The organism is Castellaniella sp. FW104-7C03, from assembly GCF_040276085.1.
GTDB lineage: Bacteria > Pseudomonadota > Gammaproteobacteria > Burkholderiales > Burkholderiaceae_B > Castellaniella.
Window position 1 is genome coordinate 183,629 of the sequence record NZ_JBELOK010000006.1, and the last position, 15,577, is coordinate 199,205.

Consider the following 15,577-nt stretch of genomic DNA (forward strand, 5'->3'; position numbering starts at 1 on the left):
GCATGGACACTGTTTTTACCCGCATTCTGGCTGGCGAAATACCGGCTGCTATCGTTTATCGGGATGACACCTTCTTTGCATTCATGGACGCCGGGCAGCTGAACCCGGGCCATGTACTGGTGGCGCCCTGCCATCCGTATCCCACCTTGCTGGATATGGATGAGGATACGGCTGCGGGTCTGATGCGTCTGGCCTGGCGCGTGGCCCATGCGGTGCAAGAGGCCTTTCAACCAGAGGGCCTCACCCTTTTGCAGGCAAACCGGCCTGCAGGGTGGCAGACGGTGCCTCACGCCCACATGCACGTCTTGCCGCGCTACGAGAACGATGGGGTGGGCCTGGTGTGGCCACGCAAGGATCCCGGCCTGGATGTATTGCGTGAATATGCCGCCCGGATTCATCTGCCGGTGCAGGGGTTACCTGCATCAAAATAATTGTTTTAGGTAACAAGCATACCGGAGGCTCAGGCCTCCTTTTTTTTGCTGCTTGCTGGTTTTCAGGGTAAATACCGGACTAATGATTTCCCTTAGGCATTAACCCTTATTTATTGCATTGCAGCATTATCTCCAATAATAAAAAACGCAATAAAACAAAGGATTAGAACACCCTCCCAGCAATGATTCAGGTATGCAGCAAAAAGAGATCTGCGGGCCTTATCCAGAGATGCGAGCAAGCGTAAGTTTTGCGTAAGTTTCAAACCACTTAATAGCATCACGCAGAAGTCTTGCGGTTCGTTTCTCTGCTTCGACATAAAAATAAAGCTGTTTTCATATCCAAAAAAATCGCGGGTTATTTACTGAAATGCAGTAACTCTGCCGGGCGTCACCGACACCCGGGGCCACTCAAATTCAGGAGACAAAGCAATGAAAGACAAAAACATCTTGGGTCAAGCCATGCAATCGCAGGTCAAACGTCGCTCCGTGCTTAAAGCTGGTGCCGCAGGCGTTGCCGGTGGCATGCTGATGCCCGGCGCCGCACGGGTTGCAATGGCCGCAGAACAGAAACCTCTGGGTGCATGGCCTGCTGGTGTCGAGGGCGACTCCGTCTTTGTCGGCCTCACGGTCGACCTCACCGGTCCGTATTCTGCACAGGGAGCTGAACAGAAAAACGGCTACGAGCTTGCCGCCGAGCAAATCAACGCGGGTGCGCCTCAGGTACAGAAAATCTCGCCCCTGATCAAAAAGGGCATCATGGGCAAAAAACTGGTGCTGGGCTCGGCCGATGCCGAAACCAAACCCAATACCGGCGTGCAAGCAGCCACCCGCTTCATCCATGACAACAAGGCCATGATGATTGCCGGCAGCACCAGCAGCGCCGTGGCCATCGCGCTGCAAAAAGTGTGCAACCGCGAGCACACGCCGTACTTCACCGCCATTTCGGGCTCCAACGAAACCACCGGCGTCGATTGCCAGCGCTACGGTTTCCGCCTGTGCTACTTTGCCTACATGGCTTGCAAGGCCATTGCCCCCGTGGTGGCCAAAGAGCTCGGCAAAGACCGCAAGGCTGCCTACCTCACCCCCGACTACACCTATGGTCACACCACTACCCAATCGATGAAAGAATTCACCGAGAAGGAAGGCTGGAAAACCGTCACCAACCAGGTGCACCCGTTGGGCGCCAAGGATTACAGCTCGTACCTGATCAACATCGCCAACACCGACGCCAATGTGCTGGTGGTGGTGGCCTATGGTGCAGATGCCGCCAACGCCATCAAGCAAGCCAAGCAGTTTGGCCTGCTCGAAAAAATGAAAATCGTGGTGCCTTATATGTCGGCCTACCTCGAAAAAGAAGTTGGCGCCGATGTCATGCAAGGTGTGTACGCGGCCCAGGGCTTCTGGTGGACGATGCAAGACGACAATCCGGTTGCCAAGGATTTCGTCGACGCCTACGAGAAGAAATTCAACAGCAAGCCACGCGATTCGGCCATGTACGCCTATCTGGCTTTGGTGTTGTGGGCCGATGCCGTCGAGCGCGCCAAGAGTTTCTACCCGGTGGATGTGGTCAAGGCCCTCGAGGCCGGCGAGCTGCGTGACAGCCCGGTTGGCAAGGTTACCTTCCGTGCGGAAGATCACCAGGGCATCGTCAACTTCCCCATCCTGCGCGGCAAAAAACCCGCAGACATGAAGAGCCCCGAAGACTTCTTCGAAGTCGTTCAGGTCGTCCAGGGCAAGGATGTCTTGCCTAAGGTCGGTTTGCTGGGTTGCAAGATGGGCGATTACGTCTAAAACCAGGTTTCCGGCCATTGCCCTGCACAGGTGGGCAATGGCTGGTTACTGATTCGGGGTTCTCACAGGAGGCAACTCGATGCCGAGCATGTCTTTATTTCTTTCGCAGTTGTTTAACGGGCTGGCCACCGGCCTGTTATTGGCGCTTATCAGTACCGGCCTGACGATTATCTACGGCACGCTCGGTGTCATTAACTTTGCTCACGGTGCGCTGTTTGTCGTGGGTGGATATGCGGGATATACGGTTTATGGTTTAACTGATTCTTTCGTGCTGGCGGTTGCCGGGGGTTCTGCTGTCGCACTGGCCTGTGGCCTGATCATGGAACGCGGGCTGATGCGCAAGTTTTACAGCCGTCCGCCCGAAGACCAGATTCTGGTCACGTTTGGCATCAGCATTGTGCTGGTCGAAATCGTGCGCGGCCTCTACGGCGGTGTCAGCCTCTCGATTACGCCACCGTCCTGGGGGCAGGGCATTGCCCATATCGGCACGCTTATTTACCCGCTGTACCGGCTTCAAACCCTCGGCATTGCAGCAGCCACTCTGTTGGTGCTGTACCTGGTGCTGTATCGCACCAGCCTCGGGCTGATCGTGCGCGCAGGGATCGAAGATGCACAGATGGTCAATGCCTTGGGCATCAACATCAAGCGCACTTTCTTGCTGGTGTTTGGCCTGGGTGCCATGGCAGCCGGTTTTGCCGGAGTCATCAATTCGCCCATCGTGGCACTTACCCCCGACATGGGCTTCCGGTATCTGGTTGAGTCCTTCGTGGTGGTGGTGATTGGCGGGGTGGGTTCTTTCCCCGGAGCCGTGATCGGCGGGATTATCGCTGGTGAAATCCTCAGCCTCACAGCGATGATCAATCCGCAATATTCAGACGTCATGCTGTTTATCGCCATGGCGCTGGTGCTGATTTTCCGCCCGCAAGGCTTGATGGGTCAGGAGGGTCGGGAATGAGCTCGGTTCACACAAGTACAGTCGATGACGCCGGCGTGGGCAGCAAGCCAGCCGGCGCACCAGGAGGTCATATCGTGCGCAGACAGCTTCCGGAAATGCTGGTCGGGCTGGGCCTGATTGCCGCTCCCTTTGTGTTACCCCTTATTGGCATGAGCCCTGATCTGCTCACCCGGATTCTCATCTGGGGCCTGTTTGGGCTTGGTTTTGATCTGCTGTTTGGCTATACGGGCTTGCTGTCCTTTGGCCAGGCAGCGTTTTACGGGACGGGCGGTTTTGTCACGGCCTATCTGCTTACTGACGGCATTGTGCCCAATATGCTGGTGGCGCTGCTGCTGGGCACCATCGCCGCATCGGTGGCGGGGCTCATCATCGGCTACCTCACCTTGCGTCGTACCGGCATCTACTTTGCCATGAGTACCCTGGCCTTTGGCGAGATGTTCTACTTTCTTGAGAACTCCTCGTTTAAAGACTTCACTGGCGGTGAAAACGGTATTGCGGGTGTGCCGCCTCCCGAGCTTTCCCTGGGTTTCATCAATCTTCACATCTCCAGTGGCTGGCCCATGTACTGGTTTGTGGCGGTGATCTTCTTCATCGGGTATCTCATTGCCCGGCGCATTGTGCGCTCGCCGTTTGGCGCGGTGCTCAAGGCCATCCAGGGCAATCCCAAGCGGGCCACCGCCCTGGGCCACTCCATCCAGTCCTACAAGCTCATCGTGTTTATCGTGGCAGCGGCGTATGGCGGTCTGGCAGGTGGTTTGCTGGGTGTGTTTCAGTCGTATATGCCACCCGACGCCTTCTCGCTGGATACCTCTGCACAACTGGTCATCCAGACGGTGATGGGCGGGGCAGGTACGCTGCTGGGGCCGTTGCTGGGCGCCACCATCTGGCTGTACCTCTACGAAGGCTTGCAGCAAGTAGGTAGCCTGGGGCCTTACTGGAAACTCATCCTGGGTGTGGTGTTTGTGGTGCTGGTTACCGTGTTTCGCCGTGGCGTGGCCGGTGGCATTATCGATTTTTTCCGCCATCGCCGCCAAAGCCTGCCCTCGGATCTCGACGACAACGCCAGCCAGCGAGTGGCCAACACACTGGATATCGTACCGCCTTTGGCCAGCACCCGTCCTGGTGCGCCAGTGCTCGAAGCACGCGGCATCAGCAAGCATTACGGTGGGCTCAAGGCCAACTCGGATATCGATTTCACCTTGCGGGATGGCGAGCTTCATGGCGTGATCGGCCCCAACGGTGCCGGCAAGTCCACCTTCTTTGCAATGCTGGCGGGCGAGCTGCCCACCACGTCCGGCAAGGTGTTCTTCCGTGGCCAGGAAATCACCGGCATTGGCGTCACCTCTGTGTGCCAGCTGGGCATGAGCAAGTCCTACCAGATCAATCAGTTGTTCGAGCACCTCACCGTGCGCCAGAACATGATGGTCCCCGTGCTGGCGCGGTTGCGTGGCCGGTATCGTGCCGATCTGCTCAGTGGTCTGCACTCTGATCGCCTGGATTCTCAGGTCAATGCCGCCATCGCCATGGTAGACCTCACCGCCCATGCCGATACCATGGTGTCCGACATGGCCTACGGCGAGAAACGCCGCCTTGAAATCGGCCTGGCACTGGCCACCGGGGCCAATGTCCTGCTGTTTGACGAGCCCTTGGCCGGCCTTGGGCCCGAAGAGCGTGTGCTGGTGGTGTCCTTGCTGAAATCGATCCGTCAGGGCCGCAGCATGGTGATTGTGGAACACGATATGGACGCCATGTTTGAACTGGCTGAACGTATTACGGTGCTGTACGAAGGCCGCAAGCTGGCCGAGGGCACGCCGGATGAAATCCGCCACGACCCGTCGGTCCAGGCGGCTTATCTCGGAGGGATGGACGATGAGTCTGCTTGAAGTCGACAAAATCAACAGTTTTTACGGGGATTCCCACATCCTGTTCGATGTCTCCATGCGCATCGAACAGCACGAGGTCGTGGCGCTGCTGGGGCGTAACGGTGCCGGCAAGAGCACCACGCTGAAATCCCTCATGGGGATGGTTACCGTCAAATCCGGGGCGATCCGCCATAATGGGGTTGAGATCCAGCACCTGCCGCCATTTGGTCGTGCAGCCCTGGGTATTCAACTGGTGCCCGAAGAACGCCGCGTCTTTGGCTCGATTACGGTTAACGAGAACCTGCAGCTGGCGGCCATGACGGCCGACAAGCCCCGCAGCCTGGATGAAATCTACGCCACGTTCCCGCGTCTGGCCGAGCGCAAACGCAATCGTGGCAAGCAGCTTTCGGGCGGTGAGCAGCAGATGCTGGCCATCGCCCGGGCGATGATCCGCAACGCGGACATCATCTTGCTCGACGAACCTTTCGAAGGTCTGGCGCCGCTGATCGTGCGCGATCTCATGCACGTGTGCCGGCAGATGGCCGATGCCGGGCAAACCATCGTGATTGTCGAGCAAAACGTCCGTGCGGCGCTGTCGCTGGCCGACCGCGCCTATATTGTCAACAATGGTCATATAGTGTACGAGGGCACGCCCAAAGACCTGCATGAAAACGGTGAGATCATCGAGCGTTATCTCGGGGTCAAAGCCTGATTCTTGCAGGGCCTGCTGGGCGGTTTGGGGGGTCTCACGTTTGTGAGGCCCTTTTTTTCAGACTGTGTCGGGGTGTTAATCTATAGCCCGTTTCAGTCCACTTGTGTTTTCAGTCCATGTCCAGTTCTTCGGGTGTCAGCTCGGGCGCAGATGATGATCTGCTGCAATATGTCGCCTCCAGTCAGTTGCCCATGCCGTGGGCCGTTTTTCAGATTCACGCCTTTGTCGAACCCGCCAGTGGTAAAGAACACGTGGCGCTGACGCTGGGCGATCTGAGCACCGATGCCCCGGTGTTGGCGCGGATTCACTCCGAGTGCCTGACGGGTGATGCCTTGTTCAGCCAGCGATGCGATTGTGGTGCCCAACTGGAAGCCGCCTTGCAGCGCATTGCCGAAGAAGGCCGCGGCATTTTGATGTATCTGCGCCAAGAGGGCCGGGGCATCGGCTTGCTTAACAAGATCCGTGCCTATCATCTGCAGGACGAAGGCGCAGATACGGTAGAAGCCAACGAGCGCCTGGGGTTTCCGGCGGACATGCGCCGCTACGATCTTTGCCGCCCAATGCTGGCGCACTTTGGTGTGCACAGCGTGCGGCTGATGACCAACAACCCCCGCAAAGAGCGTGTGCTGGCAGACCTCGGTTTTGAGATTGCCGAGCACATCCCGCTGCAGGTGAACCGCAACCCGTATAACGAGCAGTATCTTCGCACCAAGGCGCGCAAGCTGGGCCATCAATTTAAAGAGTATTTCGGCGAGGCGCCCTAGCCACAAAAGCGGCGGTTGGCTGCACGCTGATCGGGATTGACCGGGATATGGCGGGCGCATGCAAATGCCTATGGATATTACGGATATCCGCGATTGAGGTTGCGTGTTAAAAGATTGGGTGATGCAGATTTTCAGGTGCCGTCACATGCCCCCTACGCTATACACCACCGATCCCGTGTGATGGTCTCCACTCCTCATTTCACTCGCTTTCCTGATGGGCCGGCATCTGCATTGCAGGCCTTGCCACTCTCCTTCGACTCCTCCGACCGCTCCCATATCCTTGCCTTGCTGCGCCTGGGCGATTATTTTCAGGATGCGTGTCTGGCAACCGATACCCACGACCGCATCATCTACATGAACCGCAGCGCCGAGCGCCTGTTTGGCTATCGGCATGGTGCGGCGCTGGGCGCGCCGGTGCAAACCTTGATGCCGGAGGTCGGGCTGATCAAGTCTCGCCTCGACCAAGAACCTGCACGGCAAACCATGTTGTGGCGGGGCAAGGGCCGGCATCGTCAGTCTCGGGCGTTGCCGCTTACCGGTGCCGTTACGCATATCCCTTCATCATCGGGGCGCAGCCACCTTTACGTGTTGCGCACCCGCAAAACGGGTGGCTCAAACGAAATCGAGCGCCAGGCCGAGCTCGCATCGCTGGTGTACCGTAACACCAGCGAGGGCATGCTGGTGCTCGACCCCAAAGGCATCATCCTGGATGTCAATCCTGCGTTTGTCAGCCTGCGCGGGCGTGCTGAGTCCGATGTCATCGGCCGGCATGTGCGCTGTCTTAATTCTCCCTGCCACGATCGCGAGTTTTACAGTGCCATGTGGCGCACTGTGATGGAAACCGGCAGTTGGCAGGGCGAGCACTGGGGCCAGCACGCCAATGGCGAGCTCTACCCCGAGTGGCTCAGCATCAATACTTCGTTTGGCCCCGAAGGCGAGCCCCACCGCCGCGTGATGATCTTCTCGAACATTGCCGAGATCAAGCAGGCCGAGGCCATGATCTGGAAGCAGGCCAACTTCGACCGCCTCACCGATCTGCCTAATCGGCAGATGTTTCATGATCGCCTTGAGCAAAGCATCCGCAAGGCGCGCCGGGCCAACGGGCGCATTGGCCTGCTGTTTCTTGATCTCGACCGCTTCAAAGAGATCAACGACACCCTGGGCCATGCCATGGGTGATGAGCTCCTAAAAGAAGCCGCGCGCCGGCTAAGCGCTTGCGTACGTCAAAGCGATACTGTGGCCCGCCTGGGCGGAGACGAGTTCACTGTGTTGCTGGATGATGTACGCGAACCGCGTGATATCGAGCGCCTGACGCGCTCGATCCTGGCGGATCTGGCCGAGCCCTTCCGGCTGGGTGTCGAAACCGTCTTTATCTCCACCAGTATCGGTGTGACGTTTTTCCCGGATGACGCCACTGACGCAGAAACCTTGCTGAACAACGCCGACCAGGCGATGTACTCGGCCAAGGCCGATGGCCGCAACCGCAGCCGGTATTTCACGGCTTCCATGCAAGAGCGTGCGCAAACCCGCATGCGTCTGGTCAACGACCTCCATCTGGCGCTGGATCAAAACCAGTTCTCCTTGCACTACCAGCCCATTGTGGATCTGAGCACGGGCCAGGTGGCCAAGGCTGAAACCCTGCTGCGCTGGCATCATCCGGTGCGTGGCCTGGTGTCACCGGCCGAGTTCATCCCGCTGGCCGAAGAAACCGGCATCATCCGCGCACTGGGCGACTGGGTCTTTTGCGAGGCCACGCGCCAGGCCGCCGAGTGGCGCCAGGAGTTTCAGTCGGATATCCAGATCAGCGTCAATATTTCGCCGGCGCAGTTGCGCCACGAGGGCCTCGATCTGGGTTTTTGGCAGGCGCACCTCAATACCCTGGGCTTGGCCTCAGAGCATGTCATCATCGAAATCACCGAAGGCCTGCTGATGGATTCGGACGATGATCGCATCCGCCAGCAGCTCTCGGCGTTTCGTCAGGCGGGCGTGCGGGTTGCCCTGGATGATTTTGGCACCGGCTATTCGTCGCTGTCTTATCTGCGCAAGTTTGATATTGATTTTCTCAAGATCGACCAATCCTTCGTGGCCAATCTGCGCCCGGGAAGCGCCGATCTTGCCCTGTGCGAGGCCATCATTTTGTTGGCGCACCGCCTGGGCTTGCGGGTGGTGGCAGAAGGCATCGAAACCATCCCCCAATATCAATTGCTAAGCGATGTGGGCTGCGATTTTGGCCAGGGGTATCTGTTTGCGCGGCCCATGCCGGCCCATACGTTTCAGGCTCTTTTGAAAACGGGCGTGGATACCCGGCCATTTAGGGATGGTGTTGCCTAGCTGCGTGGCACAGCCGCGCCGCGCAGGCAGTCGGGGGTGGCAGGTAGCACCGCCCAATGCAGGTCGATCACCCGGCCTTTGGGGCCAGACCACTGCACATTATCCGTGCCCTTCCAGGGTGCGGCATCATAAAGGGCCTGCACGGCCGGAGCAGGGGCCGCCCGGCCCGCTGCACTGAAAGCCACCAGCGCCCCGCACTGCAGGGCGGTACCGGGGGCAAACCAGGGCGAGTGCTCGTCGCTGGCATCAATGTATACCTGGGTATTGGTGCCTGTATGGATGGCAATATTGCCCCCCAGCCAGGTGTTGGAAACCACTACCCGCAAGGGGCGCCCAGGTTGATGGGCTTGCCAGTGTTGTATGGCCAAGGCTGCCAGGGCGGGCCCGGGATAGGTGGATCGCGCCGCCTTGCCCATGGCGGTGGCCAGCGGGCCCCTGGCCGCGGCATAACCCAGTGCCATCACAATATGCAGGCCAACCACCAAGATCAGCACGCGGCGCATCTGCACGCCTTCTGGTCCGCGTAGATAGCCCATGCCAAAAAACCCAAACAGCACAAAAAACGTGCTGGCCCAGGAGGCCTCCAGCCGTGAGCCCAGCAGTGCAGAAATCGTCACGGTGGATATAAAGGGTGCCAGCCCCACCCACAGCAGAAACTGGCGGTCGGGTACCGACAGCGCGTGCCAGTATCGGGTGGTGGCGCGGGTGTCTGGTTCGAAGTACTCATCGTTGGCCGGGTAGCCGGGTGCGCGGTCTGCGCGGCGGCGTCGCCAGAACACCCAGGCGATCAGCACCAGCAGCATGGGCGCCAGTCGGCCTGCCTGATCCAGCGAAAACGACAGCAGATCCATCCAGGCGGCCCAGCGGCCGCCGGCCTCCAGAGAGTGGTCGGCATACAGCAGCGGCTCGAAGTGGTGCTGGGCCAGCCAGACCAGATGCGGGCTGAGCACGCACAGAAAGCTGAGGGTAGCCGCGCCCACACCCAGCCAGGTGTGGCGTGCACGCCAGGCACCGCTACGCAGCAGGTACAGGAAAAACGCTGCAAACTGGATCAGGGCACTGTATTTGGTTAGCATCGCCAGGCCGCTGACCACGCCCAAGAGGATCCAGTCGCGCAGCTGCTGCTTGCGCACGGCTCGATAAAACAGCCAGATGGATGCTGTGATCGACCACAACTGGGCCGTGTTGTGGTTGTAGATTGTGCCGCGCAGCGAGAAGTAAGCCGTGACGGATACCAGCAGAACGGTCATCAGCGCTTTGCGGGCGGTGGTGAATTCGCGCGCCAGTTTCCAGACAAACCACAGGCCCAGTGCCGAAAAAATCTGCCCCATCAAAAACGGCAGCCATGCCGGACGCCCAAACACCTGTGTGGCGAAGTACATCAGCCAGGAGGGCAGCGGTGGGTGCTTGATATAGCCAAGCTCCAGGCTGGCCGCCCACACCAGTTCTTCCATGCCATCGAGATCCGGCGCAGAGTGGCTGATTGCGCACAGGGTGGTCCAGAGCGCCACCATGCCCAACAGACAAATAATCACCAGGGCTGTGCCTGGTGGGCGGGCTAAAAGCGGGATCTTGGGGGGACGCGGTGGCTGCATGGCCGCCAGTATACCGAGCCCCCCAGGCATCAGGAAAGCAGAACCCCGCGGGTGGCACATGGTACTATCGCCGCAGGCGCGCGCCGGGGCTGACGCGCACCTATTTTCTTCATTTTGTGCAGGTTTTTACCCATGACGACTGAAGTCCCCATTATCCGCGCCCGTTCGGGCTCCAAATTTGTCAGCCCGCAGGGCACCCGCGCCGTTAAAGACGGCATGCGGCCCAGCGAGCTTACCGAGATCCCAGACTCTGCCCCCAAGCCCGCCTGGTTGCGTGTGCGGGTGCCTGCAGGCAAGCGTTACCAAGAGATTCGCGACATTGTGCAAACGCACAAGCTGAATACGGTGTGCGCAGAATCCAAGTGCCCCAATATTGCCGAGTGCTGGGGGCGGGGTACCGCTACGCTAATGCTGATGGGGTCGGTGTGCACCCGGGCTTGCAAGTTTTGTGCAGTCAGCACAGGCAACCCGCATGGCTGGCTGGATAATAACGAGCCAAATAGCGTGGCCGATGCTGTGGCGCTGATGCAACTGAAATACGTGGTGTTGACATCGGTAGACCGCGATGATTTGCTGGATGGTGGCGCCGGGCATTATGCCGCCTGTATCCGGGCTATTCATCAGCGCTCGCCCGAAACCGCCGTCGAGGCCCTGACCCCCGATTTCCAGGGGCAAAAAAGCGCCATCGAAACAATTCTGGATGCCGGCCTGATCACCTTTGCGCAAAATATCGAAACCGTCGAACGCCTGACCCACGTGGTGCGCGATGTGCGTGCTGGTTACCGGCAAACGCTGGATGTGCTGGCCTACGCCAAGCAGTACGCGCCGCATACGCTCACCAAAACCAGCATGATGCTGGGTCTCGGTGAAACCGACGAAGAAATCGAACAGGCCATGGACGACATCCGGGCAGCCAACGTGGATATCCTGACATTTGGCCAATACATGCGGCCCACGTCCAATCACTTGCCCGTGCGCCGCTTTGTTACTCCCGAGCAATTCCGTGCCTATCGCGATCTTGGCCTGGCCAAGGGCTTTCGTGAGGTGGTCTCGGGTGCCTTGGTTCGGTCCAGCTATCGGGCCGAGCAAGTGTTGCAAAAAGAAAACGTCGGCCTTTAAGCCGGCGCGGGTGGCCCGCCAGCCTATGGGCTGCTGGGCCCCAGGCCGGCCACCCGAATCTGCTCATCCAGCGCGTCTGCCAGCTCTTGGCAGGCGGGGCCAATGAAGTCTGGCCGCGCAAACACCCGAAACAGCATGGCGTAGCGGTAGCGGCCTTCTTGCAGCGGCAAGACACGCAGGCGGCCATCTTTAAGCTCATCGCGGATGCGCTGTTCTGCGTACCACGCAAAACCCAGACCGGCGCACGCAGCCCTGATGGATGTGACCGGCTCGCTGAATGTCCAGCGCTGTTCGGCATCCAGCCATCCAGAGCTTTCTCTTCGCGTACCTGAATCCCGTACCACCAGCTGCCGATGTTGGCGCAGGTCGGCCCATTGCAGCGGCCGCCCCAGTGCGTGCAGCGGATGATCGGGGGCGGCAACCGCCACAAACCGTACCTGCAACAAGGGCTCGCCGCTAAACCCTTGCGGGATGCGGGACGTGATGACCAGGTCTGCCTCGCGTCGCAGCAAGGCTTCATCGGTGCCACTGAGCACGGTTTCCTGGATTTCAACGCGGGTGGCCTGGCAGTCTTTGCTGAATTGCACCAGGGCTGCCAAGAGTAGCCAATCCGGGCATATGGCGTCGATGGCCACACGCAGCAAGGGCTCGCGCCCCGCAGCCAGCTGACGTCCGGCAGAATCCAGCCCCTGGGCGTGTTCTACCAATACACGGGCCCGCTGCAACAGGATCTGGCCCGAGGGCGTGGGTACTGCCCGCCGGCCCCGTAGGCTGAACAGGCGCAAGCCCAGATGGTCTTCCAGCCGCTGGATGGCGTAACTGACGGCTGATTGGCTTTTGCCCAGGGCCTCGGCGGCTTGTGCGTAGCCGTTGTGATCCACCACCGCGATGAGCGCCTGCCAGTAAGCCAAGGGGATAATGTCTGGCATATCTAATTTTTAGATAAAACTACCTTGTTTTTTACCATGGATAATCTAATTATATTATCCATAATGGAAATCATTGAGAAACAAGGAGGTGTTCCATGAGCACTCGTTCCATCACGCGCATTTTGCCTGCCCAGGCCACACAAGACGGTGCCGGGGTTCGCCTGTTGCGCGCCGTGGGTTATCAGCACCAGGTCCGTATGGATCCATTTTTGATGCTGGATGCGTTCTCGTCTGACAATCCGGATGATTACATCGCAGGGTTTCCGGCGCACCCGCACCGTGGCTTTGAAACCGTCACCTACATTGTGAATGGCCATATGCGTCACCGCGATCACATGGGCAACGAGGGAGACCTCAAGGCGGGTGGTGTGCAGTGGATGACCGCTGGCCGAGGCATTATCCACGAAGAAATGCCGCAACAAGAAAACGGCTTGCTGCGCGGCTTTCAGATCTGGCTCAATCTGCCGGCTTCCGAAAAAATGCAGCCCGCGCATTATCGGGATATTCCCGCAGAATCGCTGGCCACGGCCGATTTGCCTGATGGCGGTTTCATCAAGCTGATTGCCGGTACCATCCCTTGGGCCACGTGCCCGCTAAAAGGCCCGGGGCAGGGCAGCCGCGCCTCGGTTACGCAGCCACTGATTGCTGATATCTGTGTGATGGCCGGGCAGTCTGTCGAGATTCCCATGCCGGCCACGCATGACGTCTTGCTGTACGTTTTTGAGGGCCAGTTTGATGGCGGCCAGAAAATCGTGCCGGCAGGCCATACCGTCTGGTACGGCCGCGAGGGCGATGTCGTCCGGATTGCGCCGGTTGCGGGGGCTGCCGATGGGGTGCGGGTGTTGTTGCTGGCTGGCAAACCGCTTAAAGAACCCATCGTGCAATATGGGCCGTTTGTGATGAATACCCAAGAGGAAATCGAGCAAGCCCTGCGCGATTACCGTGATGGTGTGCTGGCCGAACCCACTGCTGCTTAAGGGTCAAATGGCCCGCGGCTTGCAAACATCAAAGTTTACTGCCCGGGCAGCGTAATGAAATCAGGGGGCCCATTGGCCCCCTGATGTTGTTGCGCAGGTTAGTCGTCCCAGCCATGGCCGCGATGGCCACGGTTGTGTTTCCAGTTTTTCTTCCAGTGTCTGCGCTCGTGGCGGTCGTAGTAGCCACGGTCTGCCCAACCCATGCGATAGACGGGGCCGGGTACATAAACAGGCTCGGGCACCACCACAACCCGCGGGCGGTGATAGTAAGGCCGCGGTGGGTAGTAGTAATCGGGGCTGCCCCAGATCACACCAGGAATGCCGATCGAGACACCAATATCGACATCTGCCTGGGCTGCCGGCGCGGTGGCCAACAGGCCACCCATACACAGGATCGTCGCGATCAAGGCTTTTTTCATGTGATACCTCGCAAGTAATCAGAAATCTTTCAGGAGGCACCCCGGCCTGGCAGGCTGACTGGGGGATTAAACAACCAGGCGAACCAGATCGGGGCGACTCAGTGAAATGCCTGGATAGACTACCCGAGCAAACCACAAGGCTGATTGTCACCCAAAGGCCTTGCTTAAATGCCGACAGCTTGCGAAGAAAGGATTCAAAAGACTACACAAGCGGGTTGTCTGGCCTGTTTAGGCACAAATCCTCACGATTGCTGTTGGAAAAACGCAAGGGTTCTGTCCCAGGCCAGTTGAGCGGCCTCTTGGCGGTACGCGGGCGTTGCCTCGCGCCCAAACGAATGCCCGGCCTCTTGGTAGATATGGATCTGGACGTTGGGCTGTGCCGCACGGATCTTCTCGACGTCTGACAAGGGGATGGAGCTATCCTGGCCACCAAAGTGCATTTGCACCGGGATTTTGGCCACGTCGTTGCAGTGCTTGACAATGCCGCCCCCGTGCCAGCAAGAGGCCGCAGCAAAGTGGCTGGACAGGCACGCCATGCGCCAGGAGAGATACCCCCCCCAGCAATAGCCCGTAAGCAGCCGCGTCTGCTGGCCCTTTAGCGCATCGGCTGCTGCCTCGATGTCCAGTTGTGCGGTTTCGTCGGCAATCGATTTTTTATACCCCAGGCCGCGCTGCACGTCTTCGGGGCTGTAGCCCAGTTGGACACCGCGCTCGGGCGTGGTGCGGCGGTCGAAGAGCGAGGGGCAGATGGCCCGGTAGCCCAGGGCCGCATAGCGATCCACGACAGAACGGATATAGGCGTTGATGCCAAAGATCTCTGGCAAAACCACCACCCCTACGCGGGCGGTGTCGGGGCCATTGATATAGGCGGTGAATTCATGACTGTCGGCGGACGTCAGGGTAATGTCCATGAAAAAGCTCCTGTGGAGGGCAGCAATGTTGCCGATTGGAGACTTCATCGTACTGCAAGCCGGGCAATCTGCCGCAAAGGTATTGTTTTATAGGGAAAGCCAGTATAATGACAGGGTCTGGGGCCGATTTGGCTTCGACGTGGGTCACAAAACAAGATAGTGCATACCGAGCACCAGTTCGCTCGTAAATCCACTGGAAAACTACAAACGCCAACGACGAGCGTTTCGCTCTGGCCGCTTAAGCGGTGAGCCGCTGCACCGATCTGTCCCTGGGTCGGATGGGGTAAAACCCATAGCAGCGTCATTCTCAGGGAATCGGATTCTGTCAGGTCACTGGGCCGGATCTTAAATTAGTGTGAATCGCTGCGGAAGGGCCTGTTGTCCGGCATGATCCAAGGTTAAAACTTTAAAATTGGCCAACTAAGTATGTAGAGCTACTTGCAGAGGGCTTGCGGACGGGGGTTCAATTCCCCCCGGCTCCACCAGATTACCTAGGCAAAAACCACTCGAAACCCGCATTTCCACTAGGTTTGCGGGTTTTTTTTTGTGCGCCAAATTTCGGCAAAGTACGTCGGCTCTACGGCTCTACCCCATAATCGGGGGATCAACATTCATCAGACGCAGTTACCGTCGGCGCGTTTGACTGCTTCTACCACCGAACCTTGGATGCCTAGGATAGAATCGACTGGGGACATCGGCATTGAGGCTCTACCCCATAATCGGGGGATGGGCATTCATCAGACACGGTTAATCACACCGTTCCAGCCGCATTGAGCCAAGA

General features: G+C 58.8%; 13 protein-coding genes and 1 other RNA gene. 10 read left to right on the top strand and 4 right to left on the bottom strand.

Going from position 1 to position 15,577, the window contains the following annotated elements:
• Positions 1 to 2: 2 nt before the first annotated feature.
• From ABS758_RS09345 to ABS758_RS09375, 7 genes are all read left to right on the top strand, one after another.
• Positions 3 to 431, top strand: a complete 429-nt coding sequence (locus ABS758_RS09345) for an HIT family protein (RefSeq protein ID WP_350382060.1) — start codon at positions 3 to 5, stop codon at positions 429 to 431.
• A gap of 429 nt (positions 432 to 860) precedes the next feature.
• A complete protein-coding gene (locus ABS758_RS09350) occupies positions 861 to 2,222 on the top strand; it encodes a substrate-binding protein (RefSeq protein WP_350382058.1) in 1,362 nt (453 codons plus the stop codon).
• Between the two features lie 88 nt (positions 2,223 to 2,310).
• Positions 2,311 to 3,177 (top strand): branched-chain amino acid ABC transporter permease, encoded by an 867-nt coding sequence (locus tag ABS758_RS09355; RefSeq protein ID WP_350382056.1) that lies wholly within the window; start codon positions 2,311 to 2,313, stop codon positions 3,175 to 3,177.
• Positions 3,174 to 5,060 (top strand): branched-chain amino acid ABC transporter ATP-binding protein/permease, encoded by a 1,887-nt coding sequence (locus tag ABS758_RS09360; RefSeq protein ID WP_350382054.1) that lies wholly within the window; start codon positions 3,174 to 3,176, stop codon positions 5,058 to 5,060. Before ABS758_RS09355 ends, ABS758_RS09360 begins: the two co-directional genes overlap by 4 nt.
• On the top strand, positions 5,047 to 5,751 hold the full coding sequence (locus ABS758_RS09365) for an ABC transporter ATP-binding protein (RefSeq protein ID WP_350382053.1): 705 nt from the start codon (positions 5,047 to 5,049) through the stop codon (positions 5,749 to 5,751). The genes ABS758_RS09360 and ABS758_RS09365 overlap by 14 nt, the downstream gene beginning before the upstream one ends.
• 116 nt (positions 5,752 to 5,867) lie before the next feature.
• Positions 5,868 to 6,515 carry a GTP cyclohydrolase II gene (ribA, locus tag ABS758_RS09370; protein WP_350382051.1) on the top strand — a complete coding sequence of 216 codons (648 nt, stop codon included), beginning with the start codon at positions 5,868 to 5,870 and terminating at the stop codon, positions 6,513 to 6,515.
• A 180-nt stretch (positions 6,516 to 6,695) separates the two neighbouring features.
• A complete protein-coding gene (locus tag ABS758_RS09375) occupies positions 6,696 to 8,846 on the top strand; it encodes a putative bifunctional diguanylate cyclase/phosphodiesterase (RefSeq protein WP_350382049.1) in 2,151 nt (716 codons plus the stop codon).
• Here the strand turns inward: ABS758_RS09375 and ABS758_RS09380 are convergent.
• Entirely contained in the window at positions 8,843 to 10,441 is a 1,599-nt protein-coding gene (locus ABS758_RS09380; protein ID WP_350382048.1) for a glycosyltransferase family 39 protein, read from the bottom strand. The two genes, ABS758_RS09375 and ABS758_RS09380, sit on opposite strands and share 4 nt — an antisense overlap.
• Before the next feature lie 132 nt (positions 10,442 to 10,573).
• Here ABS758_RS09380 and lipA point away from each other — a divergent pair, with 132 nt between their 5' ends.
• Entirely contained in the window at positions 10,574 to 11,560 is a 987-nt protein-coding gene (gene lipA / locus ABS758_RS09385) for a lipoyl synthase (RefSeq protein ID WP_350382046.1), read from the top strand.
• A 23-nt stretch (positions 11,561 to 11,583) separates the two neighbouring features.
• Here lipA and ABS758_RS09390 read toward each other — a convergent pair whose 3' ends face one another.
• Positions 11,584 to 12,489 carry a LysR family transcriptional regulator gene (locus ABS758_RS09390; RefSeq protein WP_350382044.1) on the bottom strand — a complete coding sequence of 302 codons (906 nt, stop codon included), beginning with the start codon at positions 12,487 to 12,489 and terminating at the stop codon, positions 11,584 to 11,586.
• A gap of 95 nt (positions 12,490 to 12,584) precedes the next feature.
• On the opposite strand from ABS758_RS09390, the gene ABS758_RS09395 reads away from it, so the two are divergent.
• Positions 12,585 to 13,466 carry a pirin family protein gene (locus ABS758_RS09395; RefSeq protein ID WP_350382043.1) on the top strand — a complete coding sequence of 294 codons (882 nt, stop codon included), beginning with the start codon at positions 12,585 to 12,587 and terminating at the stop codon, positions 13,464 to 13,466.
• Between the two features lie 98 nt (positions 13,467 to 13,564).
• Here the strand turns inward: ABS758_RS09395 and ABS758_RS09400 are convergent, their stop codons facing one another.
• Both ABS758_RS09400 and ABS758_RS09405 read right to left on the bottom strand, forming a co-directional pair.
• A complete protein-coding gene (locus tag ABS758_RS09400) occupies positions 13,565 to 13,885 on the bottom strand; it encodes a virulence factor (RefSeq protein ID WP_350382041.1) in 321 nt (106 codons plus the stop codon).
• Between the two features lie 242 nt (positions 13,886 to 14,127).
• On the bottom strand, positions 14,128 to 14,796 hold the full coding sequence (locus ABS758_RS09405) for a dienelactone hydrolase family protein (protein ID WP_350382040.1): 669 nt from the start codon (positions 14,794 to 14,796) through the stop codon (positions 14,128 to 14,130).
• A gap of 119 nt (positions 14,797 to 14,915) precedes the next feature.
• Here ABS758_RS09405 and ssrA point away from each other — a divergent pair.
• Positions 14,916 to 15,281: a transfer-messenger RNA gene (gene ssrA, locus ABS758_RS09410) on the top strand.
• Positions 15,282 to 15,577: the final 296 nt, after the last annotated feature.

What these genes read in the sequence shown, in the direction of transcription:
- ABS758_RS09345 (WP_350382060.1), top strand. Translation starts at nt 3, where the DNA reads ATGGACACTGTTTTTACCCGCATTCTGGCTGGCGAAATACCGGCTGCT.
- ABS758_RS09350 (WP_350382058.1), top strand. Translation starts at nt 861, where the DNA reads ATGAAAGACAAAAACATCTTGGGTCAAGCCATGCAATCGCAGGTCAAA.
- ABS758_RS09355 (WP_350382056.1), top strand. Translation starts at nt 2,311, where the DNA reads ATGTCTTTATTTCTTTCGCAGTTGTTTAACGGGCTGGCCACCGGCCTG.
- ABS758_RS09360 (WP_350382054.1), top strand. Translation starts at nt 3,174, where the DNA reads ATGAGCTCGGTTCACACAAGTACAGTCGATGACGCCGGCGTGGGCAGC.
- ABS758_RS09365 (WP_350382053.1), top strand. Translation starts at nt 5,047, where the DNA reads ATGAGTCTGCTTGAAGTCGACAAAATCAACAGTTTTTACGGGGATTCC.
- ribA (WP_350382051.1), top strand. Translation starts at nt 5,868, where the DNA reads ATGTCCAGTTCTTCGGGTGTCAGCTCGGGCGCAGATGATGATCTGCTG.
- ABS758_RS09375 (WP_350382049.1), top strand. Translation starts at nt 6,696, where the DNA reads ATGGTCTCCACTCCTCATTTCACTCGCTTTCCTGATGGGCCGGCATCT.
- ABS758_RS09380 (WP_350382048.1), bottom strand. Translation starts at nt 10,441, where the DNA reads ATGCAGCCACCGCGTCCCCCCAAGATCCCGCTTTTAGCCCGCCCACCA.
- lipA (WP_350382046.1), top strand. Translation starts at nt 10,574, where the DNA reads ATGACGACTGAAGTCCCCATTATCCGCGCCCGTTCGGGCTCCAAATTT.
- ABS758_RS09390 (WP_350382044.1), bottom strand. Translation starts at nt 12,489, where the DNA reads ATGCCAGACATTATCCCCTTGGCTTACTGGCAGGCGCTCATCGCGGTG.
- ABS758_RS09395 (WP_350382043.1), top strand. Translation starts at nt 12,585, where the DNA reads ATGAGCACTCGTTCCATCACGCGCATTTTGCCTGCCCAGGCCACACAA.
- ABS758_RS09400 (WP_350382041.1), bottom strand. Translation starts at nt 13,885, where the DNA reads ATGAAAAAAGCCTTGATCGCGACGATCCTGTGTATGGGTGGCCTGTTG.
- ABS758_RS09405 (WP_350382040.1), bottom strand. Translation starts at nt 14,796, where the DNA reads ATGGACATTACCCTGACGTCCGCCGACAGTCATGAATTCACCGCCTAT.